Origin of the sequence: Planomicrobium soli (genome assembly GCF_003014655.1) — a bacterium.
GTDB classification, from domain to species: Bacteria; Bacillota; Bacilli; order Bacillales_A; family Planococcaceae; genus Planococcus; species Planococcus soli_B.
Window position 1 is genome coordinate 182244 of the sequence record NZ_PYAT01000006.1, and the last position, 25919, is coordinate 208162.

Sequence of the window (25919 nt, forward strand, 5' to 3'; positions counted from 1 at the left end):
AAAGATGCAGGTGTTGCAGTCTTTTAAAATACAAAAAACTGCCTTTTCTTTAGTGTTAATACTAAAGAAAAGGCAGTTTACTGCTTGATAGCGGATAGATTAATGACGAGTATTTCCAGTCGCAGCATGACCATCTTTTTCAGGGAAAACGTTCTTATCCAAGTATTTATGGAAGAACCATTCCCCGCCGCCAATTACAAGAGCGGAAATAAGCGATGCAGCAATAATATCTTCCGTGTTGGCAAACAGTGCTTGGCCCATTAACCAAATTACTAAGAAAGAAGTTACGATATCGCCAATAGTGGCCATCGTATTTCGTTTCTTATGGTCTGCCGCATTGCTGTGATCAGCCGTATGAGTATTGGCTGTGCGGTCGCCGGTTTTTCTGAAAATCATTAGATCTCCTAAAACATAAGCAACTACAGTCAGCACGACGCTTATTAATAGCGTGTCACTGAACTCTACATCATAAATTCCTGTTAAGATAATAGAGAGTACAACAAGAATCATAATGAATTTCATAATAAGAGCTTTAACATGATTCATATTATTTCCTCCTCAGTTAGAATTTGTCTTCACTATTATGAAATACCCTGCTTTTGGGATTTCAATCCTTTTTTTAAAAATAAAAAAGATATTAGTGATATTAAAAACTTAATACTGATTATTTGATTTTTCAATTTTTGTATAGTTTATTAAGTCTTTTGATTCAAAAAAAGGATTAAGCGGTAAAGAGTAGGGAAATTACATTTATATAAGGAAAAAGAAAGAAGGGGAAATATAACAATGGATACCATAAAAAGCAAAGTAGGTATCACGCAAATTATAGACATAGACGGATCAGACGTTGGTTATAGCATTCAAAAAACTATCATGGAAACCGGGCTTTATTCGGTATACCTTGTTTCACTAGAAAATCAGCCCAATGCCACAGATCAAGTGCTTCTAATTGAACATCCTCCAGCTCAAGGACCTTCTAAACACCTTCTGTCTTTGGTGCCAAACAAACCTTTATCGACCAGTGAATTGATGAGTGAAATCGTTGAAGCTTTAAATGCTCACTTTGAACAGAAAGAGTAAAGAAGTTCTGAAGCAGTTTATATGCTTAAAAGATTGATGAAAGAAAAAAGCGTTTAAATAGAGATAATTCAATTCCCTTTTGCATGCAAAAGGGAATTTTTGTTGTATCGAAAGTGGGGATAGAATATAGTCTTTTGACTGCTCAGCTGTATTCTTTTCCGCTTAAACAGCAGAAAAAAGATACAAAATCTTTAGTTTAGTCACTGTATAAATGTTGTAAGATGAGGGCATGGAGGTGTTAAAGATGAATCAATTTATCCGAATCACCAATGCAACAGAAAACAATCTGAAAAATGTATCGGTCGACATTCCGAAAAACCAGTTTGTTGTCATTACCGGCCCTTCAGGTTCAGGGAAATCCACATTGGCACTCGACATTCTGCAACGGGAAAGCCAACGCCAGTACATGGAAGCGAATGGCATCATATCAAGTTTGATCAACAAGCCGAAAGTAGCATCAGTGATCGGCCTTTCTCCGTCTATTGGCGTCGGCCAGCAAGTTACGAACCGAAATCCGCGTTCGACTGTCGGCACGGTAACCGACATGTATACGTACTTGCGGGTGATTTATGAAAAGATGGGCGAGCGTAATTGCCCGAATTGCCAGGCCATCGTCAATCAATCGATGGCAAGGGATGAACTAAGCGAGACTATTGCCTGCAGAAATTGCGGACATGAATTAGAAAACCTGACAAGGGCTCATTTTTCTTTTAATACGCTTGAAGGCGCCTGCCCGTCCTGTTCGGGAATAGGAAAAACCGTCGACATTCGGATAGATCAAGTATTCAATCAAGATTTGAGCTTGAAAGATGGAGCAGTGACCTTCTGGTTTCCGACTGTGCGGGAATATTACGGCAAAATCGTAGAAACTGGAGCCAAGCATTACGGATTTAACCTTGAAATGGAGTTGCCGTTGAAAGAATATAGCGATGTACAACGCAATTTTTTATATTATGGAGCGGAAAGCGAAGAATTCAAACATTATTTTCCCGATAAGCAACCGCCGAAAACAGTGTCGCGGGGGCGGTTTGAAGGGGTGCTTACGGGCTTATGGAGAAGATATAAAGAAAATGGGGGGAATTCGGTAGAGAACAAGTTCTTTTATACCCATACGTGCCCGGAATGCGGAGGCGAAAAGTTGAAGAAAGAAAGCCGTCTCGCCCAAATTGGCGGCTTTCCAATCACAGAAGTATCCAAATGGACACTGGAAGAAGTATTAGAGTGGATCAACGGACTGAACCGGCAAGCGCAAGAAGCAAAAGATTCTTTAACGGCTATGATATTGGAAGATTTAGCAGCCAAAATCACTCGGATCGTCAACGTAGGGCTTTCTTATTTGTCGTTGGACCGCGAAGCCGTCACCTTATCGGGAGGGGAATCACAGCGGCTTCGTTTGGCGACGATTCTAGGGTCTGGGCTGACGGGCGTTCTTTACATTTTAGATGAACCGACAGCAGGTTTGCATCCAAGGGATACGCAAGGGCTGGTCAAAATCATCAAGCAGCTGCGGGATATTGGCAACACTGTACTGGTCATCGAACACGATGTCTCAGTTATGGAGCAGGCGGACCATATTATTGACTTAGGTCCGGGAGCAGGAACTTTGGGCGGCGAAATTGTAGGGGAAGGAACGCTGCTTGAACTGCAAAAGCAGCCGAGGTCTGTAACTGGTGCATTTGTAAAAGAGCCGTATGCGCCGCCTGCAATAAGAAGGGCAGGAACGGGTCAGCACTTATCTGTGAAAAATGCTTATAAAAACAATCTGAAAAATATCACGGTTTCTTTTCCTATTGGCTGCTTTGTGACAGTGACCGGAGTTTCAGGGTCGGGAAAATCGTCATTGCTGTTTGATATCCTTGCGGCAAGCGGCTTAGGCGAAGAGGATAAGAGCGGTTATGATCAGATTACAGGACTCGAAAAGGTCGACAAGATGGTAACGGTCGATCAATCCGCACTAAGTCGCATGCAGCGGTCGAATGTGGCAACGTATACGGAAGTTTTCACTCTGCTGCGGAATTTATTCTCGAAGCTGCCGGCTGCAGTCGATACCGGATTGACCGCCAAACACTTTTCTTTTAATACAGAAGGTGGACGTTGTGAAAACTGCCAAGGGCTTGGGTATGTGCTGGCAAAAATGTATTTTCTTCCTGACATTGAAGTAGAGTGTCCGTTATGCCACGGCAAGCGGTTCAAAGAGGAAGTATTGGCTGTCACTTATCAAGACCGTTCAATTTCCGATATTCTGGATTTAAGTATCGAGGAAAGCTTGCCATTGTTTGAAGGGCAGAAGAAAATCACAGCGATCATTGGTTTGCTGTGCGAAGTGGGACTTGGCTATTTGAAATGGGGGCAAACGCTGACAACTTTGTCAGGGGGCGAGGGCCAGCGTTTGAAACTGGCAAGAGAACTGAGCAAACCGGCGAAAGGACATGCGCTTTATATCTTAGATGAACCGTCAACAGGCTTGCACCCAAACGATGTGAAGACGCTGCTCTTGTTGATCAATAAATTAGTGGATGCTGGAAATACTGTGATTGTCGTTGAGCACAATACCGATATCATTCGCGCTTCCGATTGGGTCATCGACTTGGGCCCGGAGGGCGGAGAAGCAGGGGGTTACCTGGTAGCTGAAGGGACGCCGGAACAAGTAGCTGCAAATAAAGAATCATATACGGGAGCTTATTTGAAGGTTTGATTGTAGAAAGGCAGGAGGCGAGGAGCTTTCTGCTCTTTTTTGTGGAGTGGCGAGTGAGTTGCAACCTTTTGCAAGTGAGTTGCAACAAATGGCTGCCGAGTTCCAACTTAACACTAATGAGTTCCAACTTCGCAGGAAGAGCCAGAACCGGAGAAGGATTTTTTCAACGTTTAAAGAAATAGTAAGGTAACGCTTTAAAGAGGAGGAAGGAATATGAAACAAATTATCGCACTTGGCGGAGGCGGTTTCTTGATGGAGCCGCAAAATCCGTTATTGGATATATACATATTAGAGCAATCGAAAAAAGAGAAACCAAAAATTTGTTTTATTCCAACAGCGAGCGGCGATTCGGAGAGTGCAACATTGAAGTTCTATGAATTTTTTTCCAAGCAAAATTGCCAGCCATCCCACCTTTCTTTATTTAAACCGCCTACAAGGGATATTGAGGGATTTATATTGGATAAAGACATTATTTATGTTGGAGGCGGGAACACTAAAAACTTGCTGGCCTTATGGAAAGATTGGGGGCTGGACAGCATCCTGAGGAAAGCCTGGGAACAAGGCATTGTACTTTCAGGAATCAGCGCAGGGTCGATTTGCTGGTTTGAAGAAGGCGTGACTGATTCGTTCGGGGATGGGCTTGAACCACTCAAAGCTCTGGGCTTCCTAAAAGGCAGCAACTGTCCACATTATGACGGAGAAGAAAACAGAAGGCCGACGTATCGTCAGCTTATCGGTTCTCAAACATTGCAGGCTGGTGTTGCAGCAGATGACGGAGTAGCGGTTCATTATGTGGGTGAGGAGATATCGAAAATTGTCAGTTCACGTCCAAATGCCCGAGCTTATCAGGTTTCTTTTGATGGACAAGTAAAGGAAACCGAACTTCCTACTACATTTTTAGGTGCTCACTGATGTGAGTTGCTTGAAAAGGCGAGGAAGGAATGGCAACAAAGGCATCATTTTGTTGCAGAAATACGAATGATAAAACCTGCTCCTTTCGTTAAAGTAGGACCATAATGAATGATATACGGCTGTTTTTTGTTATTTCCCGGGAAATATACAATTGTTTTAATGTACATCACTTGTTTTTCCTGATCCTTCCAGGCTAGTATGTCTAGGAGACAAAACGTTCCATGCTGAAAGAGGTCGCTGTTGCAGGTGCCGGAATCTTGATTTGGAATGCAGTAAAAAATAGATAGGAAAATAGGATAAGCCTTTCCCGAATACTAGGGAAAGGCTTTTTGATCTAAAGTGAAAGCTTTGCTTTTCTTTTCGTAAAGTCCATCTCTGGATAGTAAGCGTCTTTCACCAGCAAGTTTGGTCCTAGGCATGAAACAGCTGCACAATGGCAGCCGATGGTTTTCGCGAGCGGGCGCTCCAGCCAATTGTCGAGCATAGCGGGGAGCGAATCGGCCTGGATATTGCCCATCGGCGGAGTGTCGCCGAAGTCTGTAACAATAACATCACCCGTAAAGATGTTGACGTTCAGGCGCGAACGGCCGTCCGGATCGTTTCGGACCGTGACGTTTTTGCTGGAACCGATGCGTTGGAGCAAGGCTATGTCTTCTTCGTTCGGGCTGCATGGATAAAATGGCAGCGTGCCGAACAGCATCCAAACGTTTTCATCACGCTGATCCAAAAGCTCATGGATCGCTTTTCGGGTTTCATCCAATGTCAGGACTTTCAGCTGGGAAGCGAAATCGCTAGGGTACATGGGGTGCACCTCGTGCCGCGTGCATTTCATTTCCTCAATAATTTGCTTATGTATGCTGGCGAGATGCGGCAATGTCCGTTTGTTGAGCATTGTTTCCGCAGACACCATGACACCGGCTTCTGAAAGCGCCCGGCTATTATCGATCATCCGCTGGAATTGTTCAGCGTGGCGCTCTTCTGAAGGCTTGCGCTCCATATTGGCGAATCCGCCAGTAACAAAATCATCGACGGTTCCCCAGTTGTGGGAAATGTGCAAAACGTCCAGATAAGGCGCGATGAGCATATACCGCTCAAGCGGCATAGTTAAGTTGGAATTCATCTGCGTCCGCACGCCGCGGGCATGGGCGTACTTCAATAAAGGCAATACATAGCGCTCGACCGATTTTTTTGAAAACATCGGTTCGCCGCCGGTCAAACTGATGGTACGCAGGTGCGGAATTTCATCTAGCCGGGATAAGATCAAGCTAATCGGCAAGGCCTCTGGGTCTTTCTGGGCCAGCATATAGCCAACAGCACAATGTTCGCAGCGCATATTGCATAAATAAGTGGTGGTAAATTCAATACTGGAAAGCGTCAGTTTTCCGTGTTCTTCAATATCCATATAAGCTTCCCACGGATCGTAATCCGGCGTGATTTTTTTGGAGATGGTATTAGCTAATGTCATAGTTAAGGACTCCCATAATTTTTATCAACGTTAATTATGGACTTCCCCTTTGGGTTCTACAAGCTTATGGAGAGATTTCAAATTTTTCTGATCAGTAAAAATAAAAAAGCCGTTTCCGGTTTGAGAAGGAAACGGTTTTATGGTCGCTTACTTTACCGGTTTTTCGGCTGTTTCTACTGCGGGAGTGCGGACAATCAGCACATCGCATTTCGCTGAGCGGACAATGCGTTCTGAAACACTCCCCATAAGGAAGCGTTCAGCTGAATTTAATCCAGTGGCGCCGCAAATGATTAAATCAGCATTTAACCGCTTGACCATTTCCACAGGTATCATAGATTTAGGTGAACCGTACTCTACAATACAGTTTACTTCTGGCACTCCTGCTTCTGCTGCAACTTCTTTATACGTGATCAATAACCCTTCCGCTGCCTTTTTTGCCCCTTTGGCAAAAGCTTGGCCATAGGCTTCAATAGATCCAAAAGAGCGGTTGTCGACAATGCTTACCAAGTTTAATGTTGCCTGATTCCGCACCGCAATATCAACTGCCTTTTTAAAAGCAAGAGCGGCTTGGTCCGACCCATCCACTGCTACGATAATTTGTGAATACTTTAAAGTCATAATGTATTCCTCCTTATCTTTCTTGTATAAAAAATTCGATAAACTCTTTCCAATTCCTGCTTGTATGGAAAATTTGAATGGCGGCTCTTGGCACCCAAATTAATGATTAGCAAACAGCGAAAAATAGTATATGATACTCTTTAAATAGAAAAACTGGCAGCAAGTCGGATAAGAAAGGTGGTCTTGCTTTGAATGATGAAACAATGAGTGCGGAACTTAGTTCGGAAATAAAAGAACTGCTTTCCATTCACCACTCGATAAAAGAATTTAAAAAAGACACGTACTTGTTTCAAGACGGCGATGCCATTAAAGGAATTTATATTATCTATAAAGGAAAAGTCCAAATCGGTAAAGTGACGCCGGACGGCAGGGAACTGACGCTTAAAATTTGCGGACCCAGCCAGATGGTCGGAGAAGTGACCGTTTTTTCTACAGATGCCAAGTATATGCTGGATGCTAAAGCGATAGAAGATGTAGTTTGCGCAAAAATTACCATCAACGATTTGGAAGAAGCGCTTCTTCACAATGCAAAACTTGCGGCAATTTTCATGAAATGGATGGGCATCGATCAGCAGAAAACACAGACCAAGTTCCGCGATCTTTTGTTGCATGGCAAAAAAGGGGCGCTGTATTCTACGTTGATCCGTTTAAGCAATAGTTACGGAGTTCGAAAGAAGAACGGAATACTAATAGATTTGCACTTGACCAACCAGGAACTTGCCAACTTTTGCGGCATGACACGCGAAGTGGTCAACCGGATGCTGAGCGAATTGAAAAAACAAGAAGTTCTTTCAATGCAGGAAGGCAAATTGACGATCCACGACGTTAACCACTTGAAGGTTGAAATCAATTGTGAAAATTGTCCGATTTCAGTATGTAAAATCGATTAGACGAGCTTGCTAACTAAGCAAGCTTGTTTTTTTATGTCTAAAAATTGACACCTCCCTAAAAAAGAACGCAAGTGTGATATTTATCACAATGCCTAAGGCAGCAATAATTTACGCTAAAGACAAGAAGAACAATAGAAGAGGTGAAAAGAAATGGCGAAGAATAATGAAACGCCAGACGTTGATTTAAAAGGAACACTGATCAGTGTCTTTTTCGTAGGAATTGTAATCATCGCAATGTGGGTCGCTGTTTACGCAATGTACATGGCAAGATAAAACTGAAAGAGGAGTAGATGAACATGCATCTTCATAAATACGAAAAAATTTGGCTCGTTTTTGGAGTGGTGGCACTCGCCATCTTTTTAGGAGTTGTTGGGGTAAGCGCTTTTTCCCACGATCATACACCGGCTGGCGGCATGCACACGATTGATCCGAAAAAGGTCAATGAAACAGCCCCGTTTGATGAGCCGGGCGTGACGCAACTGGATGATGATACGTACCAAGTGGCCATCGTTGCCATGGCATTCGGTTATAATGCACCGGATCTTAGGGTGCCGGCCGGGAAAGAAATTATCTTTCATGTAACAGCCACGGACGTAGTTCACAGTTTTACGATTGATAACACAAAAGTCAATATGATGGTAGTGCCAGGGCAAATTACTACAAAATCTTACACGTTTGAAAAACCTGGCAAGTACTTGATTCTTTGCAACGAATATTGCGGTACGGGTCACCACATGATGTTCAATGAAATCGAGGTGTACTAAAATGATTGCTGCACAAGACCGTAAGCTCGCTTTAGCGAATATCGCAGTCGCCTATACAGCATTTTTAATCGGCACTTTGTGCGGATTGCTTCAGGTATTTATTCGGAATGACGCCATTCAATTGCCGGCATGGCTGGATTATTATCAAATTCTAACAGCACATGGTGTGCTTCTTGCTCTTATATTTACGACATTTTTCATATTTGGATTTTTTGCTACCGGAATGAGCAAAAGCTTAGGCGATTTTGGTCCGAAAGTACGCCTTACTTCCTGGCTCGGTTTTTGGGTAACAGTAATCGGCACAGTTTTGGCTACTGCCATGATTGTTTCCGGTGAAGCATCTGTCCTTTATACATTTTATGCGCCACTAAAAGCTAGCGGGTGGTACTATGTCGGATTGGCTTTGTTTGTAGTAGGAACGTGGATCAGCAGTTTCGCGCTTGTCGGCCATTATATGGTGTGGCGCAAAAACAACAAAGACCAGTTAAGTCCTTTATTCGCATTCATGACCATTACAACAATCATCATGTGGCTCATCGCTTGTCTTGGTGTGGTAGCTACCGTGTTATTCCAATACATCCCTTGGGCATTTGGCTGGGTGGATACAATCAATGTAGAATTGAGCCGCTCGCTGTTCTGGTATTTCGGTCACCCGTTGGTGTATTTCTGGTTATTGCCTGCCTATATGGCTTGGTATGTAATCGTTCCGAAACTGCTTGGTACAACCGTATTCAGCGATTCGCTGGCTCGCTTATCGTTCGTCTTATTTATCCTTTTTTCCATTCCGGTTGGATTCCATCATCAGTTGACAGAACCCGGCATTTCGAACTTTTGGAAATTCCTTCAGGTAGTCCTGACATTCATGGTCATCATCCCGTCCTTGATGACGGCATTCTCAATGTTCGCTACATTTGAGACTGTTGGCCGCAAGAACGGCGGGAAAGGGCTCTTTGGCTGGTTCACAAAACTTCCTTGGAAAGATGTCCGCTTTACTTCAATTTTCATCGCAATGGCATTCTTTATTCCGGGCGGAGCGGGGGGCATTATTAATGCGAGTTTCCAATTGAACGAAGTGGTGCACAACACGTTATGGATTGTCGGCCATTTCCATATTACGGTTGGAACTCCGGTTGCGATGACGTTCATGGGACTGACGTTTTGGCTAGTGCCGTATTTAACAGGCCGGAAATTTACAAAATCCATGCAAAAGCTTGGATTTGTCCAAATCATCACTTGGTCAATCGGCATGCTTTTAATGTCTACCGCACAGCACGTACTGGGACTTCTGGGCGCACCACGGCGTACAGCTTTTTCCAGTTACAACAACCATGCGTCGACGCTCGATTGGTTTGACGGCATTATTTCCAGCCATGTGACGATGGCTATTGGGGGAAGTATCCTATTCTTATCGGCGATGTTGCTGATTTATATTGTGGTCATGACGATGTTCTTGTCTCCTAAGGCAGTAAAGGAAAAAGATATGGTCGAATTCCCGATGGCAGAGAGCGGCAAAGCCTCTACACCAAAATTTCTCGAAAACTGGTGGATTTGGATCGGGATTGCCTTCGCCCTTATTTTTATTGCCTATGCGATTCCGCTTAGTGACATGATTCAGCATTCGCCTCCAGGATCAGAAGGACTTAAAACATGGTAGGAGTTGAGTGAGATGTTCGTTACACTGCTTTCATTAATGGTTATCTTTATCGTCTTTACGGCAATGCTGATTGAGGTCAGCACACCGGAAGAAGAGTAACCGCAGACCAAAAGAGGATTCTATATGGATTCCTCTTTTTTGTTGACTAAGTTAGACCGTTGACTTCCTGAAATTTCAATCTTTTATTTTTTGGAATTTATTGTTAGGGTTAAAAGAACGGGACAGGAGGGGTTAAAGTGATCAATTATGAAGTAACGGCACTTGAAGGGTTTGGGGAGAAGATAGGGGAGCTGGTCTTTTTACTGGAACATGCAAGAGCGGTTACATTAGATGAAATTAAGAATCTGAGCCAAGCTGATTTGGATTATTTGGAGCATGCTGATGATAACTCCATTGGGGCACTGTTGCTTCATATAGCAGCGATTGAAAAAGTCCATCAAGTGATTTCGTTTGAGAAAAGGGATTTTAACGCTGAGGAATACGCAAAATGGGTGCCGGCCATTGACCTGGAGGAACACGCCCGAAATACAATCAAAGGAAAAAGTATCGATTTTTACATTCGGCAGCTTGCGGATGTTAGGGAAGAGATAATGAAGCAATTGCACTTGCGTACGGACGGTTGGCTTTATGAAGGCGATTGCTGGCCAAACGGGACACCTTTCAATAATTATTTCTTGTGGTTTCATGTGCTTGAAGACGAAATCAGCCACCGCGGCCAAATCCGGGCCATTAAGCGCAGATTGCTGCATAGCAGAAAGTAGGAGTTGATATGGAAAATCATTTAGAAAGCACCCGCTTGTATTTGCGGGAATTGGCAGAAGACGATTGGCAAGCTGTCCATGAGTACGCTTCGCTGGAAATCGTCTCACGCTACCAACCGTGGGGACCGAATTCCGAGGAAGAATCCCGGGCATTTGTAGATACGGTTCTGCTGGATGCAAGCAAGGAGCCGAGAAGCCGTTTTGTCTTCGCCATTGTGTTGAGCGAATCAGAAAAACTGATTGGCGCCGGAGAATTCAACGTGCAAAGTATAGCGAATAGAGTTGGGGAGATTGGATATATCGTCAATCCGGCATACTGGGGCCAAGGCATTGCTACGGAAACAGCTAGAAGGCTGGTGGAGTTCGGATTCAGCGAGTTGGGTCTCCATCGTATATACGCTACCTGCGATCCAAGGAACATTGCTTCCCAAAAAATCCTTGAGAAAATCGGAATGGTGAAGGAAGGCTTGATGCGCGAAGACCTGCTCATGAAAGACGGCTGGAGAGATTCTTTGCTGTACAGCGTGCTTGAACAGGAATGGCGGGAAATGGAGAAAGGATTTGCGGACCCTATAGCGCTGATTAAATGTGGAAAGAATGATTGAGTCCTTTTCTCTCCGTATAGATTCGTTAGAGGACGAACGTTTAATAAGGATTTACTTGCCGGAAAGCTACAAAAATAGTGCTGAACGTTACCCGGTGTTGTATATGCATGATGGTCAAAATGTCTTTAGAGATGAGACGGCTATTGACGGAGTATCTCTTAACCTTGAACGGTATCTAGAAGAGAAAGCCTTAAGGGTGATTGTTGTAGCGGTCAATCAAAACAGTACTGAACGAAAAAATGAATATTGTCCATGGCCAAATGGAGAATACAGTACTAAATTCTTAGCGGATCCAACCGTTTCATTTGGCGGAAAAGGAAAGCAGTACATCGAATTTATTGTTAATCAACTGAAACCGTACATTGATAAAACATATCGGACAATGGAAGATCAAACGGCGATGGCAGGAATTTCGATGGGCGGACTAATATCTGCGTATGCTGCTCTCCAGTATCCTAATGTCTTTAAAGACATTGCTATTTTGTCATCTGCTTTTTACGCGAATCAAGAAGAAATGGAAAAACTGGCAGAAAACGCCGATCTATCAAAAATGAATCGAATTTACATGGATTGCGGCACAGATGAAGCAGGGGAAGGGACACTTATCAGCAAAAGATTCCTTTTATCGAACAAAGCTTTTTATGAAAAGATTAAAGGAAAAGTTCCCAATTCTCATTTTGTGACGATTAAAAATGGTCAGCATTAATACTCTTGTTTCCAGAAGCGTGTATCTGCTTTATTTTCTTTTTTACAAGTTCCGAGAAATAACAAGGAGTGAACCGGGAGATGAAAGTAACATTGGAAAAAGCATACGAAGAGGATACGCTGTCTCTTTTCGATATGCAAAGGAGGGCATTTCTGCCTTTGCTTGAAAAGTATCAGGATTATGAGACGAGCCCTGCTACTGAACCAATAGAGCGGTTCTATTCGAAAATATCCAGCCGCCAAAATGATTTTTTTAAAATTTTGGCAGATGGCATGCTTGCAGGCGGAATATGTGTAGAAAGAAAAGGGGATAAGCGCTTCCGGATCAGTCCGCTTTTTGTTCTCCCGGAATTCCAGGGGCTCGGCATTGCCCAAGAAACGATTCGACTGACAGAATTGATATTTTCAGAAGCTGAGTTATGGGAACTTTCCACTTTGCTTGAGGAACAGGGCAATTGCTATTTATACGAAAAAATGGGATACGTCAAAATAGGAGTAAATAAAAAACTAACTATGTGGGCAACGTTAGTCTATTATCAAAAGGCGGTATCCACATAAATATTTTTGTGATATTAAAAGGACTTTTATTTTAGCAGATTTCTTTTTCAAAATTAATTTAAAGTTGTATATTCACCCTATAAACGAGAAAAAAGCGAATCCATCGAATGGATTCGCCTTTTTTCTATGATATATGTTTATTGGTGGACGGGTAAACTTCATTGGAAACTGGTGGGTTGTTGAAACATTTATCTAAGAATCTTTGGGTTTCCTGTGTGCCGCGAATTTCGCGCGGCTGCAGGATTTTTTGAAGTTTATAGACCATTTGATGGCCGATTCCTTCACCCCGGAAGGAAGGGCACAGGGACAAATGATGAACCGTAAAATGATCGTCTGTGACTTCTGCGCCGATCAATCCGACAAAATCTTCTTCTTCTTTCCAAAGAAAAAGCTGCCAATTCGGATTTTCTTGATAAACTTGCATCGTTTTCCGCAATTTTTTTAAATCGCGCTCTTCAGGCATAAATGCTAACATTCCCATCGCGATTTTTTCACAAGATTTCTTGTATCTAAATAGCATAGTGCATTCCTCTTTTCCCATGATTGAGTACTGTTTTAAATCACAAAGAAGCCTGAGGCAAAGGACCAGATTATTGGATGATGAAAGTTTTATTGTTTTTTGAAGAGACAAAAAGCCGAAAAGAGACCCTAGCGTTGGGATTCTTTCCGGCTTTGTTAACAGCGCTATGGTCTGCAACACTTAACCTAAGAAATATGGAGCGGCTTTTAACAGCCATTTTTTAATTAAGTTTATTTTAATCACTTTTACAAAAAAAGTACAGAAAATAGTTTTCGGACAGTTATTGGAAGAAGTAAAAAACGGCATCTTGGAAGATGCCGTTTGGTAATTATTATAGGGAAACGTATGCTGCCGGGTTAACTGCATTAGAACGAGATCCGTTCCATGGGCCCACGTGAATTTCAAAGTGTAAGTGAGTACCGAACGAACGGCCTGTGTTGCCCATTCCGCCAATTCGCTGTCCTTGGGAAACGGCTTGGCCTTTTGATACGCCGATAGAGCTCAAGTGTGCGTAAACTGTTGCGTGCGTTTGTCCGTTAATAGAGTGAGTAAGAATAATGACGTTTCCGTATCCACCCATAGATCCTGCAAAGGATACATAGCCGCCGGCAGAGGCAACAATAGCTGTACCGGTGCCATTAGCGATATCTACTCCTTGGTGGAACTCTTGTCCAGCACCGATATCGCGCCATCCGAATCTGGATGTAAAGCGTCCAGCTGCCGGTCTGATGAATCCTGAGCTGCTTTTTACTGTTGCTGCGGGTGCAGGCGCAGAGTAAGCAGCTACTGAATTGCTCGCAGGTGTTGTAGTACGGACTGCAGCCGCAGAAGCAGAAGCTTTCTTTTTAGCTGCTGCAGCGCGTTCTGCAGCTGCTTTTCTTTCAGCTGCGTTTCTTGCTGCTGCTAATTCAGCCGCAGCTTGTTTTTCAGCCGCAACACGTGCAGCTGCCGCTCTTTCCTGAGCTGCTTTTCTTTCAGCTGCCAATTTGCGCTGGCGTTCTTCTTCTGCTTTGCGAGCGATTTCCGCAAGGCGTTCTTGTTCCTGTGCAATTTCTTTTTCAAGTTGTGAGCTGACTTCAATTGATTCGTTGCGCTGTTGTACTAGAGAAGCTTTTTCTTTTTCCAAGCGTTGTTGTTCGGCTTTCAACTCTTTAACAAGGCCAGCTTGCTCTTTTTTCTGAGCATCCAATGATGTTTTGAGTCCAACGAGCTCTGCGCGTCGCTCTTCTTGTTGGGCAAGCTTCGTTTCCACTTGCTCTTTTTGTTCTGCCAGAAGTTTTTTATCTGCCGCTTGTTCACGCATGATGTCGCGGTCCGCTTCGATTAACGTGTTAACAGCTGACATGCGATCGATAAAATCGACAAAATCGTTTGCGCCAAGAAGCACATCGATGTAGTCAACTGATCCGCCGCTTAATTGGATAGCGCGGGCACGTTCTTTCAGCAATTCTTCACGTTCTGCAATTTTGCGTTCTAATTCCTCAATCGATTTTCTTAATTCTTCGATTTCAGTTTTAGTTTGATCAATCTTACTTTGAACATCATTGATTTTTGTTTCGGTATCTTGAATTTTCTTGTTTAATTCATCAATTTTTTTAGAAAGAGTTTCTAATTTTGATGCGTTTTCGGTCATTTTTTCTGTTTTGTCGCTGATGCCGGAATTCAATTCACCTTGTTGCTGTTTTGCTTCTTGCTGTTGTTGTTGCAGGTCACCTAATTTATCCGCATTTGCTGCCGTTGGCATGAAAATAGTTAATGCCAATACAGAAGAAATACCGGATAATAGCCATTTTGATTTCAATTTCAATTTCATGTTCCCCTTTCAAATCTACTTGCTCATTAATAATGTATGTATTCTCTCTATCTGATAAGAGAAATAAAATATGTGTAATATGGAGAAACGATTTACGAGAAGAATCCCTCTTCTTCTAAAAACGCTTGTAAAAACTTTATTAAAAAACTTAATTCGTTTAAAAGCCACAAGTAGTATTATAACAGCTTAAATGTTTACTTTTATTACAATTACATATCATTTTAGATTCAACGAAAATGATTTAGGGTAATAAATGCTTATGGATAAGGATTTTATGTTACTTAAGTATTATTTAAACATAACGAAAATAGTGATTAATTCAAAAGAATTAACAAGTGTGAAATATTTTTAATAGGGATCGACCAAAGTTTAAAATGTAACATACGGGGTAAAAAGAGAACGAACTGTGCATTGGAATAATATTAAAGCTGAGGAGGCGTTAAGGTTGTCACAAAAAAGAGTAGTGGGTTCCTTTAATACCGAGAACGAAGCGATCAATGCCATAGAAGACTTGAAGAGACAGGGATATGACTCAGAAAACATCTCGGTTCTTAGCAAAGACAAACAAGAAACCGAAAACGTAGCAGGCGAAACAAATACTAATTTTGTAGAAGGGGCTGCAACAGGGGCTACTGCCGGAGGCGCGCTTGGTGGATTAGGCGGCGTTTTGGCCGGCATGGGAGCTCTTGCGATTCCTGGAATCGGTCCGATAGTCGCTGCTGGGCCAATAGCCGCTGGTTTGATGGGAGCAGCAGCTGGAGCTGGTGCCGGAGGCCTTGCTGGGGCGTTGATCGGTATGGGAGTCCCGGATGACGAAGCGGAAGAATATGGCCGGCATTTTGATGAAGGGCGAATTTTGGTGATGGTGGAAGAACACAGAAGCTCTATTCCAGACCGAAATGACCGCGATGAATTTCACAAGGACGCACACGGTGACAATGAACGGGATGTGACAGGTACAGGGTTGTTTGGCGGACGTGACCGCAACTCGGGAGGCAGCGGTTTGTTCGGAGGAAATGATCGGGATTCAACCGGTCCGGATACCCTTCTTGAGAACGATCGCCATGGAACCGGAAAAGATACTAGCCTTGGAAGCGATACTGATGAGATTAGAAAAAGAGGGCCTGCCGGCTTGTGATAAAAATAGAAAAAGCCATTCTTTTCATGGAATGGCTTTTTGCTGCGAATAAAATTTGTCATCTATAAGTTCTTTACCTATAAAGGAGCGGGTTGTGATAAAGTAGATTTTCATGCGGGCAAGTCAAGAAAGTATCGGAGTGATAGAAATGGCGAAAAAAAAGAAAAGCGGAATAGGGCAAGGAACAGGCAAAAAAGGCTGGAACCGGTGGAAAGCTGGCGCCAACAAAGCCAAGAGCGCCAAACCTTATACGAGTAAAGGAACTAAACGGCAAGAAGAGCCGAATGGCAAGGAGACTGCCAAAGATAAAGCCACTGAATGGATCGATGGCTAAATAGCGAATAATTGTATCGATAGAGCATTTCTACCTGAAGCAGGCTGAAATGCTTTTTCTTTTCGGAAGAAGGAAGTGCGCTTGGTCTATTTACTTCCGTGAGGCCATAAACTATTATGGAATTGATTTGATATCTGATTAACTGCTGCACGCAAATGATGTAGCACAAGCAAAAGCTGGGACAAAATCAATGGAAATTTGTTGATTTGTGTTCATATGCCTTCCGGGTTTGGTATTTTCTTATGGTGGTATTGTAAACTCATGGATTGAAAAGATTGAAGAGCAGAGCGTATCAGCATTTTGTCATAGAGTGCTGCTACGCTTATTATAATGGGCGATGATCTGGCAAAAGAGGAGGGATAGGATGAACCATCTCAGGCTTTACATGATTTTGGTGATGGTAATGTTTATATGGGGGATGAATCTTCCTGCCCTGAAATACTTAACCGTTCAAATGGGGCCGGTAACCATGACATCACTTCGAATCTTTCTTGCAGGTATTACAGTGTTCGTTATTCTCCGTATAATGGGCCTTGTTAGAAAACCATCAAAGAAAGAATGGGTTTACATAGCTGGAGGGTCTTTGTTGAATGTAATTATTCACCATTCCCTCATTTCTCTTGGGCTGGCAATCACTTCAGGGACAAATGCGAGCCTGATTCTTGGAACGGGACCGATTATGACCGCTGTATTCAGTTTACTGCTACTAAAGTTAACTCCATCAAAGTGGCAATGGCTAGGATTTGTACTGGGTGTTTTAGGTGTATTTGCGACCATCTTAGCCGGCGGCAACGGGCTAAGCGATATCTCAATAGGAGATGGTTATGTCCTATTGGCGATTATTAGTCAGGTGTTAAGTTTTGTCATCATTACAAAAGCCGCTAAAACACTGGATCCGCGTTTGTTGACTGCCTATATGCTTCTGCTTGGCTCAATCGGATTATTTGTGATTGGCTTGTTTATGGAACCGGGACAGTGGAAAATGTTCGGCGAGATGAACACGCTATTCTGGTTGTTGATCTTTGCTTCCGGTATTTTGGCAACAGGAATAGGGCATATGAGTTATAACTATTCAGTAGGAGAAGTGGGGCCGCCCAAAGCAGCCATTTTTATGAACCTGAATACGTTATTTGCCCTTTTGGGGTCCGTGATGTTCTTGGGGGAAAGCATCAACCAAAATCATTTGGTAGGGCTTTTGCTCATTGTCGGGGGCGTGCTATTCGGATCTGGAACAATGGAGGACTGGTGGAAACGAAGGATTGAAACTGCTTCTGAGAGACAAAAAGAAGAAAAAGCGGGCAGACTCAAAAGTTGACGCTGCTTGCTTTGCTCTACTGAGCTTATGGAAAGTTAAACTTACCATAAGCTCTTTTTTATTCGTTTATGTACCCCTTGAAAGGGTTTTTTCTTTCGAAATCGCAATGATATAGGATAAATCGAATACACCACTGTCAGGAGGAACAATAAATGAATCAAGAACGTGCGGCATTGCTGGTTGTAGATGTGCAGAAAGCATTTGAAGATAAGAAATGGGGCTTGCGGAACAATCCGCAAGCCGAAAAGAACATAGAGGAGCTGCTGGCCGTTTGGCGAGAACATGGAAAACGGTTTATCCATATCCAGCACTTATCCAACAATCCCGATTCGCTGTTCCATCCTTCAAACAGAGGTTTTGCCATAAAAGAAGAAGCAAAGCCGATCGAAGGGGAAGCGGTGATTACGAAGAGAGTGAACAGTGCATTTATCGATACGGATTTGGAGAATCGATTAACAAAGGACAACATTAAAACAATCGTAATTGTAGGATTGACTACGCCGCATTGCATTTCAACCACGACCCGTATGAGCGGAAATTTAGGTTTCTCTACCTATCTTGTTTCAGATGCTACAGCTGCCTTTGGGATGAATGATGAAAAGGGGCGCTATTATGACCCGGAAACGATCCATGCCGTTTCCCTTGCAACCTTGCATGAAGAGTTTGCCGAAGTGCTGACTACAAAAGAGCTGGTAACGAAACTGCAGTCCCTCTAGCAGAAAGAACGCCCGTTTTGCGATGGTCTGCCAATTTTATAAGAAAAGCCCATTCAATAGGAGACGCCTGGCAAATGAAATCCGGTTTGCCAGGTGTATTTTTGTTGCAGGGGAAATTCCTGTTTTAACAAGATAAGAAAAAACCGATACAACAATTAATTGTTAATATATAATAAACATTTATTGATTATCAATAAACATGATGTTAAAATCATCTCAATAAAGTACAAATGAGGTGATTTGTATGACACGTAAACAAGGCTCAATTATTTTCTTGAAGGCGGTTCTTCTTTTTATCATATTGTTGGCTCTTGCATTTTGTATTTTCGGATTACCTGTGATGGCCAGCAGAGACGCCGCAGCTCATCCGGTTACCGCATATTTGCAATATCCTTTTCTGATTTGTTCATATATATTGTTCAGTACATTTTTTATAGCATTGCATCAAACTTATAAGCTGCTAAACTACATCGACCGAAACGAAGCTTTTTCGGAGTTGTCGATCAACGCACTAAAATACATTAAGTACTGTGCAAGCGCAATCAGCTGCTTTTTTGTAGCTGGATTATTCATTTTGATTTTACTTATTAAAGGAGACATAGCGGGAATGATAACCTTATGCCTGCTCTGCACTTTTGCTTCAAGCGTTATTGCCACTTTTGCGGCTGTTCTTCAAAAGCTTTTGAAAGCGGCAATAGATATAAAATCCGAAAATGACTTAACTGTCTGAGTGCAGAGTGAAGCGTTAAATAGGATGCCAGCCAAGAAGATAAAGCTGATGGCAAACGCTGTAGACGATAGAAACCGATATCGCTGACTTATCAAACTTGAAAAATAGCCAAAAGAGACTTGGTCGTAAGCGGCTGAGTCTTTTTCAATTTTAGAGGGGCACTTATTCAAAAGTGCAACTGCGCACCTCTAAATTTTAAACTGGAAACTGGTCCTGGCCGAATGAAATGAAGTTGTTTCAGTATTCCGGAGAAACTATTAAAAATCTATCTTTATTCCTTTGGAAAAGCTGTATATTTTTATGGAAAGATATAGTATTGTGTAAGAAATAGTGGTGCAAAAGGAGCGGGATCAGTCATGCAACCTTCATCCAGTAAAAGTTTAACCACCATGGAGAAAGAAACCATATACCAGCAGATTGTCGAGTATTCCTTGGAACCGATTATCGTCCATTCAAACTACAAAGTGCTTTACATAAACCAATCAGGTGCTGAGTTTTTCAAGACAGACAAGAAATCCATCATTGGAGCCAGCGTCGTGGAGATTTTCACAGAAGAATACCGCGGATTGATCACTGAGCGTATACGGGCAGGAACCGAAGAGCGAAAGATCGGAGAACTGATAGAAACGGTTGTCCGCCGGTTTGACGGAACAGTCGCTGATGTGAATTTATATAGCCATCCAGCCCTGTTCGGAGAAACCGAAGCCATTCATTCAATCATCCGGGACATCACCGGCCAAAAGAAGCTGGAACAGGATTTGATGGAATTGAAAAATGAAATCGCAACGCCAATTGTACCTGTCCACGAAGGGATTGCGGTACTTCCAGTGGTTGGCTCTTTAGATGGAGACCGCTGCAAGCGATTGTTGGATATTATTCCAACGAAAGTCCAAGGGCAAGAGTTGCAGTTTCTGATCATCGATATTTCAGGAATCTACACAATTGATGGAGTGATTATCGACTATCTTTATAAGATCAATGCAGTGCTGAAAATGCTTGGAATTTCACCTGTTTTTACCGGACTCCGGCCGGAACTTGCGAAAAAAGCAGTGGAAGTCTGTCCGAATATCGCGTCGCTCACGACCATGGCGACAGTTAAACATGCGCTTAAAATTCTGATTCCAGCCCGTTAACGATTTAATTTAAAGCAGAAATGCAGCAGCTGGATAAAGGGGGCGATACCCCTGTGAAAACCTGATTCTCTAGATGAGTAAATCAGGTTTTTTTGATGAGATTAAACTGGCTTCTATATGATATGCTTCAAGTTATCAGGTTATCCATAATCTTTGTCTTTGCCGTTTTCAAAGCGATTGGGTTGATCGGCCCTCTCTTATAAACTTTTTAGCGCGTTTAACACTGGCCCCGAAAGCTTTCGGGGTTTTTTGAATTTTTGATTTTAACCAGTCGGCTTGTAAAAGAAAAAGATCTAGTTTATAGTTTAGAAATACAGTATTTAGTTAATTGTATAAGTATAAACACCATATATAGTGAAGCCAATAAAAATGGTGCCTGACAAGGCCTAATAGGGAATCCGTCGAAAAACGGAGCTGTACCCGCAACTGTAAGTGCTGACAAGCTATCAAAATCCACTGTCCAAAAGGCGGGAAGGAGATAGCAGCGGAAGACGCACGAGCCAGGAGACCTGCCATTTTTATCTGTTAACGATCTTCTCCGGGAGCTGGGAAGTATAACGAAGGTAATTTTTGTGGAGCAGTCGGTTTAAACTGTCTCCGTTAGATTATTCTGCGTTTACACCCTTATCTTCCCGCGGGAGGATAAGGGTGTTTTATTTGGGCAAGACAGGAGTAATGGCGGCTTTTCAGTTGCAGGACCTTCAATGCGGAACACAGAAAATACTTGTAGAAGCGCCCAAGAGCGCAACGAATACCTGATGAAAATTAATGAATTTGTGAAGGAGCTGGTCTGACATGAACATCAAAACAGAGACAGAAATGGATACGGTAATAAAAGCGCTCGACCGGGCAGCTGAAATACATAAATTGGATATAGCGCCATTGCGCACTCAAATTGAAGGATTGGACCATTCGACGAAAACAGAACGATCCATGCTTTATGCGTTAAACCAAATTTCAATGGCGGAGCCAAACTGGACATTCGTTGCCGCAGAACTTTATTTGGCTGGTTTGTACCAAAAAGCGGCAAAGAGCCGAAACTTTGATGCTTCCCAAAAATACGGTGACTTTTTCGGGCTGATTGAAGAACTCTCACGTATCGGCATTTATTCAAAAGAATTGCTTACGGCATATTCGAAAGAAGAAATTGAGGCGCTTGGCGCTGAAATCAACCCTGACCGTGACTTGCTGTTCAATTATATCGGCCTGTTCTTGCTGGCAGACCGCTATTTAGCAAAAGATTACGAAGGCAATTTGTTCGAATTGCCACAGGAACGTTTTCTTGTCATTGCGATGACGCTCATGCAAAAAGAGCCACAAGAACAGCGTCTTGCTCTTGTTAAAGAAGCATATTGGGCAATGAGCAATTTATACATGACGGTGGCAACACCGACTTTATCGAACGCAGGCAAAAGCTTCGGCCAACTTTCTTCGTGCTTTATCGATACAGTGGATGATTCCCTTGACGGCATTTATTTGAACAACTGGGATATCGCGCGCCTCAGCAAAGATGGCGGCGGCATCGGTGTCTATTATGGAAAAGTTCGGGCGCTTGGATCTGATATTAAAAAATTCAAAGGCAATTCATCCGGTGTCATCCCTTGGATCCGTCTTGTCAACGATACGGCCGTCAGTGTCGATCAGCTTGGACAGCGCCAAGGAGCAGTCGCCATTTACTTGGATGTCTTCCACAAAGACATCATGAACGGCTTCCTGGACCTGAAGACCAATAACGGCGACGAGCGCCGCAAAGCGCACGATATTTTCACCGGTGTCTCTCTGCCTGACTTGTTTATGGAGAAGCTGCGCGAAACAGATGAAAATGGCCGCAGTATCGGAGAATGGCATACGTTCTGTCCGCATCAAGTTAAAACGATCATGGAATGGAAAGATGAGAATGGCGTAGCGTTAGGGTTGGAAGACTTTTATGACGAGCGCGACGTCAAGCACTTTACGGAGAAGTACGAAGAAGCGGCAAATCATCCGTTATTGCCGAGAAAAACTTACCGGGCAATGGATATCATGGCACGCATTATGGTGTCGCAGCTTGAAACGGGCACCCCGTACATGTTCTATCGCGATGAAGTCAACCGCCAAAATCCGAACAAACATTTAAACGGTAAAGGCCGTACGTCAATTTTCTGCAGCAACTTGTGTACCGAAATCATGCAAAACATGTCAGCCACAACCATTACAAAAGAGTATACCGATGAAGAAGGTAACCTTGTAATGATCCGCAAGCCGGGCGATTTTGTTGTCTGCAATCTTTCTTCAGTCAACTTGCCGCGTGCAGTAAAAGCGGATGTATTGGATCGATTGATTCCGATCCAAATGCGCATGCTTGATAATGTTATTGACTTGAATACGATTTCCGTTGGACAAGCAGACGCTACAAACAAAAAATATCGTGCCGTAGGGCTTGGAACATTTGGATGGCATCATTTATTGGCGCTTGAAGGCATCCACTGGGAAACTGAAAAAGCTGTGGAGTTTGCGGACAAGCTGTATGAAGAAATTGCCTACCATACTATCCGTTCTTCAATGGAGTTGGCGGAAGAAAAAGGCGCTTACAAGAAATTCGAAGGTTCTGAATGGGCTACCGGAGAATATTTTGAACGTAAAGGCTACAACAGCGAGCGCTGGACAGCATTAAAGGAAGAAGTTGCAGCAAAAGGCGTGCGCAACGGCTGGATGATGGCAGTAGCGCCAAACTCGTCAACTGCAAAAATCGGCGGCTCAACGGACGGCATTGATCCGTTGTACGCGGTGGAATTTGCAGAGGAAAAGAAAAACTTTAAATTCAAGGTGACTGCGCCGGATCTTGACCATAACACATACGACTATTACCGCCGTGCGCGCCACGTGCTTGACCAGAACTGGAGCATCCGCCAGAATGCTGCACGCCAGCGCCATATCGACCAGGCGATAAGCTTTAACTTCTACGTGCCGCATACCATCAAAGCGAAAGACTTATTGACTTTGCACTTTGAAGCTTGGGAGCAGGGCTTGAAAACAACTTATTACGTACGGAGCACCTCGCAGGCTGAAATTGAAGAATGCGAAGCTTGCCAAAGCTAAAGGAGGAAGACGAATGTCGATACACGCACCATTAAAAAAAATCAAACTGCTCAACCCGGAGCAGCCAAATAAATCTACAGGTATCCTGAACGGAGAATCTTCCGGGCTTTTGAATTGGAACGATATTGCTTATCCGCAAATGTACGACCTGTACCAAACGCTGTTGTCGAACTTCTGGAAAGCTCAGGAAATCAACATGCAGGACGACATCAAGCAATGGGATTCTTTAACGGATGTGGAGAAAGACGTGTTCTTGCGCATCAATACGCAACTCGCATCACTCGATAGCCTGCAAACCCCAACAATGAGCCAAGCAATGGATTACGTCACCGATTCGAGCTTTAAAGCGATTTTTGCGGTCGTTTCGCAACAGGAAGCGGTGCATAACGAATCGTATTCCTATATCCTAAGCTCACTCGTTTCGATTAGTGAACAAAACGCCCGCTTCAACCAGGCGAAGAGCGATCCGATTGTCCAAAGACGGAACAACTTAATCTTGGACGCCTATGAGGAGTTCCGGCAAAATCCAACGCCGCAAACCTTGTTCCGCTTGAGCGTAAATTCAATTAACTTGGAAGGCATTTATTTCTATGCGGGCTTTGCCTTTTTCTACCATCTGGCACGCCAACAGAAAATGCTGAAGACGAGTACGATGATCAGCTATATCCAGCGTGACGAAATGCAACACGCATATTTTATCGCGCAATTTATCCGCATTATGCTTACTGAAAACCCAGAGCTTAATACGGAAGAGAATATTCAATATGTATATGGTGCCATCAATCAGGCAGTTCAGCTTGAAAAAGAATGGGCACAATATATATTGGCAGACATCCAAGGGATTGACCTAGAAGAATTCGGTGACTATGTAGAGTATCTGGCAAACAAACGGCTGCGCCAGCTCGGATTAGACAACCTTTACGAAGAGCGCAACAACCCGATGCCTTGGATTCAGGTATTCGGCGACGACATGATGAACGATACGAAATCGGACTTTTTTGAGCAGAAATCCAGAACTTATTCAAAAGTGTCACAGTCGAATGGGTTTGACGAACTGTAAAAGGAAAGTTGCCATTGTTTACGCGTCTGTGACCGGAAATACAGAAGCTGTAGCAGGAATTTTAAGGGCCATTGCCCAGGAAAAACTGTTAGAAGTGAGCGTATGGAAAGTTGAAGAGTTTTCGTTAGCAGAACTACCCCATTATGATGCTGTTTTAATAGGCACTTATACGTGGGGAAGCGGGGAACTGCCGAGAGAAATGCGGTCGCTGTTCGAAGCTTTCGAAAGGCTGGACCGAAAAGAATTAGTGACAGCGGTATTCGGTACCGGCGACAGCTTTTTCGCTGAATTCTGCGGAGCGGTTAATCGTTTCCGAGATATGCTTTTTGTTCACACAGATCTGGCGGCAACGTTGAAGATTGAATTAGCTCCTCAGGAAAAAGATTATATAAGGTGTGAAAAGTTTACAGAATCGGTACTAAAAAAGTTAAATGAATGATAAAAAAAGCTCCTCAATTAGATTGAGGAGCTTTTTTTATTTGCATAAGTAGAAAGCGACAGCTTGAAAAATTGCCTTTTTACATTGATTTTGCAGGGGAAACAGTAGTCATTCTTTGCTCTCAAGAACTTTTAGGAGGGCTTTGCATTTCATACCCTAAATGACGAGAGATCTTGGCGGAAGTTTGGGTGATTTTGTGGACAAGTTCTTCATTAACTCGATCCATGGTAATTCGGTTGCTTGGCCCGGAAATGCTGAAGCTGGCGATAATGTCTCCCTTCGAATCAATTATGGGAGCAGCTATACAACGAATTCCTTCCTCATTTTCCACGTTATCAAGCGCGTAGCCTTGCTCTTTAATAACCTGAAGTTCCGTGGCCAACTGATCTTTGCTTTTTATTGTGTTCTCTGTTTTGCTGACAAAAGAAATCCTATCGACAACATTATTGTATTTTGTTTGCTCCATACCGGAAAGAAGCATTTTTCCAACACCCGTACAATACATCGGCGCTCTGCTGCCCACTCGGGAAAACATGCGGATTGTCTGATTGCTCTCTATCTTGTCTACGTATAGAACCTCTCCCATATCTTCAATGCATAGGTGGATGGTTTCGTTTACATCTGCTGACAGTGCTTCTAAAAATGGCTTTGCGATACTTATAACATCAATATTGTTCAAGATATTCCGAGTCAAGTAAAGGAGGCGATATCCAATCCGGTATTTTTCTGATTCGGGATCTTTATACACGTAATTCATTGTAATAAGCGTAGCTAAGAGGCGATGTACAGTGCTTTTAGATAACCCTACTTTTTCGGACAGACGCGTAATTTGGAGTCCATCAGGATATTCTGACAAAGTATCCAAAAGATTAAATGCTCGTTCTAATGATTGTACATTCGACATAATGTATCCCTTTCTTTCTTATAAATCTTTAA

Annotated in this window: 26 protein-coding genes and 1 riboswitch; of the genes, 20 read left to right on the plus strand and 6 right to left on the minus strand. The window is 43.1% G+C overall.

Going from position 1 to position 25919, the window contains the following annotated elements; all coding sequences use genetic code 11:
- Positions 1 to 99 precede the first annotated feature (99 nt).
- Entirely contained in the window at positions 100 to 546 is a 447-nt protein-coding gene (locus B0H99_RS09730; RefSeq protein WP_106533474.1) for a YndM family protein, read from the minus strand.
- A gap of 240 nt (positions 547 to 786) precedes the next feature.
- On the opposite strand from B0H99_RS09730, the gene B0H99_RS09735 reads away from it, so the two are divergent.
- The 3 genes from B0H99_RS09735 (at position 787) to B0H99_RS09745 (ending at position 4687) form a co-directional block, all read left to right on the plus strand.
- Entirely contained in the window at positions 787 to 1080 is a 294-nt protein-coding gene (locus tag B0H99_RS09735; protein WP_106533475.1) for a hypothetical protein, read from the plus strand.
- A gap of 244 nt (positions 1081 to 1324) precedes the next feature.
- Positions 1325 to 3775 carry an excinuclease ABC subunit UvrA gene (gene uvrA / locus B0H99_RS09740; protein ID WP_106533476.1) on the plus strand — a complete coding sequence of 817 codons (2451 nt, stop codon included), beginning with the start codon at positions 1325 to 1327 and terminating at the stop codon, positions 3773 to 3775.
- Positions 3776 to 3988: 213 nt separating this feature from the next.
- Complete coding sequence (locus tag B0H99_RS09745) at positions 3989 to 4687, plus strand: Type 1 glutamine amidotransferase-like domain-containing protein (RefSeq protein ID WP_106533477.1); 699 nt, start codon at positions 3989 to 3991, stop codon at positions 4685 to 4687.
- A 334-nt stretch (positions 4688 to 5021) separates the two neighbouring features.
- On the opposite strand, the gene yfkAB is transcribed toward B0H99_RS09745, so the two are convergent.
- The gene (yfkAB, locus tag B0H99_RS09750) at positions 5022 to 6152 is read right to left on the minus strand and encodes a radical SAM/CxCxxxxC motif protein YfkAB (protein ID WP_106533478.1); all 1131 of its coding nucleotides are present in this window, start codon (positions 6150 to 6152) and stop codon (positions 5022 to 5024) included.
- A gap of 147 nt (positions 6153 to 6299) precedes the next feature.
- On the minus strand, positions 6300 to 6770 hold the full coding sequence (locus B0H99_RS09755) for a universal stress protein (protein WP_106533479.1): 471 nt from the start codon (positions 6768 to 6770) through the stop codon (positions 6300 to 6302).
- Positions 6771 to 6973: 203 nt separating this feature from the next.
- Between B0H99_RS09755 and B0H99_RS09760 the strand changes: the two genes are divergently transcribed.
- From B0H99_RS09760 to B0H99_RS09795, 8 genes are all read left to right on the plus strand, one after another.
- Positions 6974 to 7660 (plus strand): Crp/Fnr family transcriptional regulator, encoded by a 687-nt coding sequence (locus B0H99_RS09760; RefSeq protein ID WP_106533553.1) that lies wholly within the window; start codon positions 6974 to 6976, stop codon positions 7658 to 7660.
- Between the two features lie 150 nt (positions 7661 to 7810).
- Positions 7811 to 7933 carry a cytochrome C oxidase subunit II gene (locus B0H99_RS09765; protein ID WP_106533480.1) on the plus strand — a complete coding sequence of 41 codons (123 nt, stop codon included), beginning with the start codon at positions 7811 to 7813 and terminating at the stop codon, positions 7931 to 7933.
- A 23-nt stretch (positions 7934 to 7956) separates the two neighbouring features.
- A complete protein-coding gene (locus tag B0H99_RS09770) occupies positions 7957 to 8424 on the plus strand; it encodes a cytochrome c oxidase subunit II (protein ID WP_106533481.1) in 468 nt (155 codons plus the stop codon).
- A 1-nt stretch (position 8425) separates the two neighbouring features.
- Positions 8426 to 10078, plus strand: a complete 1653-nt coding sequence (locus tag B0H99_RS09775; protein WP_106533482.1) for a b(o/a)3-type cytochrome-c oxidase subunit 1 — start codon at positions 8426 to 8428, stop codon at positions 10076 to 10078.
- Between the two features lie 236 nt (positions 10079 to 10314).
- Positions 10315 to 10839: a mycothiol transferase gene (locus tag B0H99_RS09780; protein WP_106533483.1), complete on the plus strand. Its 525-nt coding sequence runs from the start codon at positions 10315 to 10317 to the stop codon at positions 10837 to 10839.
- 8 nt (positions 10840 to 10847) lie between these two features.
- Positions 10848 to 11444: a GNAT family N-acetyltransferase gene (locus tag B0H99_RS09785; RefSeq protein WP_106533484.1), complete on the plus strand. Its 597-nt coding sequence runs from the start codon at positions 10848 to 10850 to the stop codon at positions 11442 to 11444.
- Entirely contained in the window at positions 11437 to 12150 is a 714-nt protein-coding gene (locus B0H99_RS09790; protein ID WP_106533485.1) for an alpha/beta hydrolase, read from the plus strand. Before B0H99_RS09785 ends, B0H99_RS09790 begins: the two co-directional genes overlap by 8 nt.
- 80 nt (positions 12151 to 12230) lie before the next feature.
- Positions 12231 to 12707 (plus strand): GNAT family N-acetyltransferase, encoded by a 477-nt coding sequence (locus B0H99_RS09795; RefSeq protein ID WP_106533486.1) that lies wholly within the window; start codon positions 12231 to 12233, stop codon positions 12705 to 12707.
- Between the two features lie 124 nt (positions 12708 to 12831).
- On the opposite strand, the gene B0H99_RS09800 is transcribed toward B0H99_RS09795, so the two are convergent.
- Both B0H99_RS09800 and B0H99_RS09805 read right to left on the minus strand, forming a co-directional pair.
- Positions 12832 to 13227 (minus strand): GNAT family N-acetyltransferase, encoded by a 396-nt coding sequence (locus B0H99_RS09800; protein WP_106533487.1) that lies wholly within the window; start codon positions 13225 to 13227, stop codon positions 12832 to 12834.
- A gap of 331 nt (positions 13228 to 13558) precedes the next feature.
- A complete protein-coding gene (locus tag B0H99_RS09805) occupies positions 13559 to 15034 on the minus strand; it encodes a murein hydrolase activator EnvC family protein (RefSeq protein ID WP_106533488.1) in 1476 nt (491 codons plus the stop codon).
- A gap of 451 nt (positions 15035 to 15485) precedes the next feature.
- Here B0H99_RS09805 and B0H99_RS09810 point away from each other — a divergent pair, with 451 nt between their 5' ends.
- The 9 genes from B0H99_RS09810 to B0H99_RS09850 all read left to right on the plus strand — a co-directional run bounded on the left by B0H99_RS09810 (position 15486) and on the right by B0H99_RS09850 (position 24983).
- Positions 15486 to 16178, plus strand: a complete 693-nt coding sequence (locus B0H99_RS09810) for a YflT domain-containing protein (protein ID WP_106533489.1) — start codon at positions 15486 to 15488, stop codon at positions 16176 to 16178.
- Positions 16179 to 16326: 148 nt separating this feature from the next.
- Positions 16327 to 16512 carry a DUF3934 domain-containing protein gene (locus tag B0H99_RS09815; protein WP_146137260.1) on the plus strand — a complete coding sequence of 62 codons (186 nt, stop codon included), beginning with the start codon at positions 16327 to 16329 and terminating at the stop codon, positions 16510 to 16512.
- 364 nt (positions 16513 to 16876) lie between these two features.
- Positions 16877 to 17827: a DMT family transporter gene (locus B0H99_RS09820; protein ID WP_106533490.1), complete on the plus strand. Its 951-nt coding sequence runs from the start codon at positions 16877 to 16879 to the stop codon at positions 17825 to 17827.
- Between the two features lie 152 nt (positions 17828 to 17979).
- A complete protein-coding gene (locus tag B0H99_RS09825; protein WP_106533491.1) occupies positions 17980 to 18543 on the plus strand; it encodes a cysteine hydrolase family protein in 564 nt (187 codons plus the stop codon).
- A 244-nt stretch (positions 18544 to 18787) separates the two neighbouring features.
- Complete coding sequence (locus B0H99_RS09830) at positions 18788 to 19273, plus strand: DUF2975 domain-containing protein (RefSeq protein ID WP_106533492.1); 486 nt, start codon at positions 18788 to 18790, stop codon at positions 19271 to 19273.
- A gap of 356 nt (positions 19274 to 19629) precedes the next feature.
- On the plus strand, positions 19630 to 20406 hold the full coding sequence (locus tag B0H99_RS09835; RefSeq protein ID WP_106533493.1) for a PAS domain S-box protein: 777 nt from the start codon (positions 19630 to 19632) through the stop codon (positions 20404 to 20406).
- A gap of 353 nt (positions 20407 to 20759) precedes the next feature.
- Positions 20760 to 20937: riboswitch (cobalamin riboswitch) on the plus strand.
- Positions 20938 to 21201: 264 nt separating this feature from the next.
- Entirely contained in the window at positions 21202 to 23484 is a 2283-nt protein-coding gene (locus tag B0H99_RS09840) for a ribonucleoside-diphosphate reductase subunit alpha (RefSeq protein ID WP_106533494.1), read from the plus strand.
- Between the two features lie 13 nt (positions 23485 to 23497).
- The gene (locus tag B0H99_RS09845; RefSeq protein ID WP_106533495.1) at positions 23498 to 24544 is read left to right on the plus strand and encodes a ribonucleotide-diphosphate reductase subunit beta; all 1047 of its coding nucleotides are present in this window, start codon (positions 23498 to 23500) and stop codon (positions 24542 to 24544) included.
- Positions 24525 to 24983, plus strand: coding sequence for a flavodoxin domain-containing protein (locus tag B0H99_RS09850; protein WP_106533496.1), 459 nt, complete (start codon positions 24525 to 24527; stop codon positions 24981 to 24983). Before B0H99_RS09845 ends, B0H99_RS09850 begins: the two co-directional genes overlap by 20 nt.
- A 121-nt stretch (positions 24984 to 25104) precedes the next feature.
- Here the strand turns inward: B0H99_RS09850 and B0H99_RS09855 are convergent, their stop codons facing one another.
- On the minus strand, positions 25105 to 25887 hold the full coding sequence (locus tag B0H99_RS09855) for an IclR family transcriptional regulator (RefSeq protein ID WP_106533497.1): 783 nt from the start codon (positions 25885 to 25887) through the stop codon (positions 25105 to 25107).
- Between the last annotated feature and the right edge of the window lie 32 nt (positions 25888 to 25919).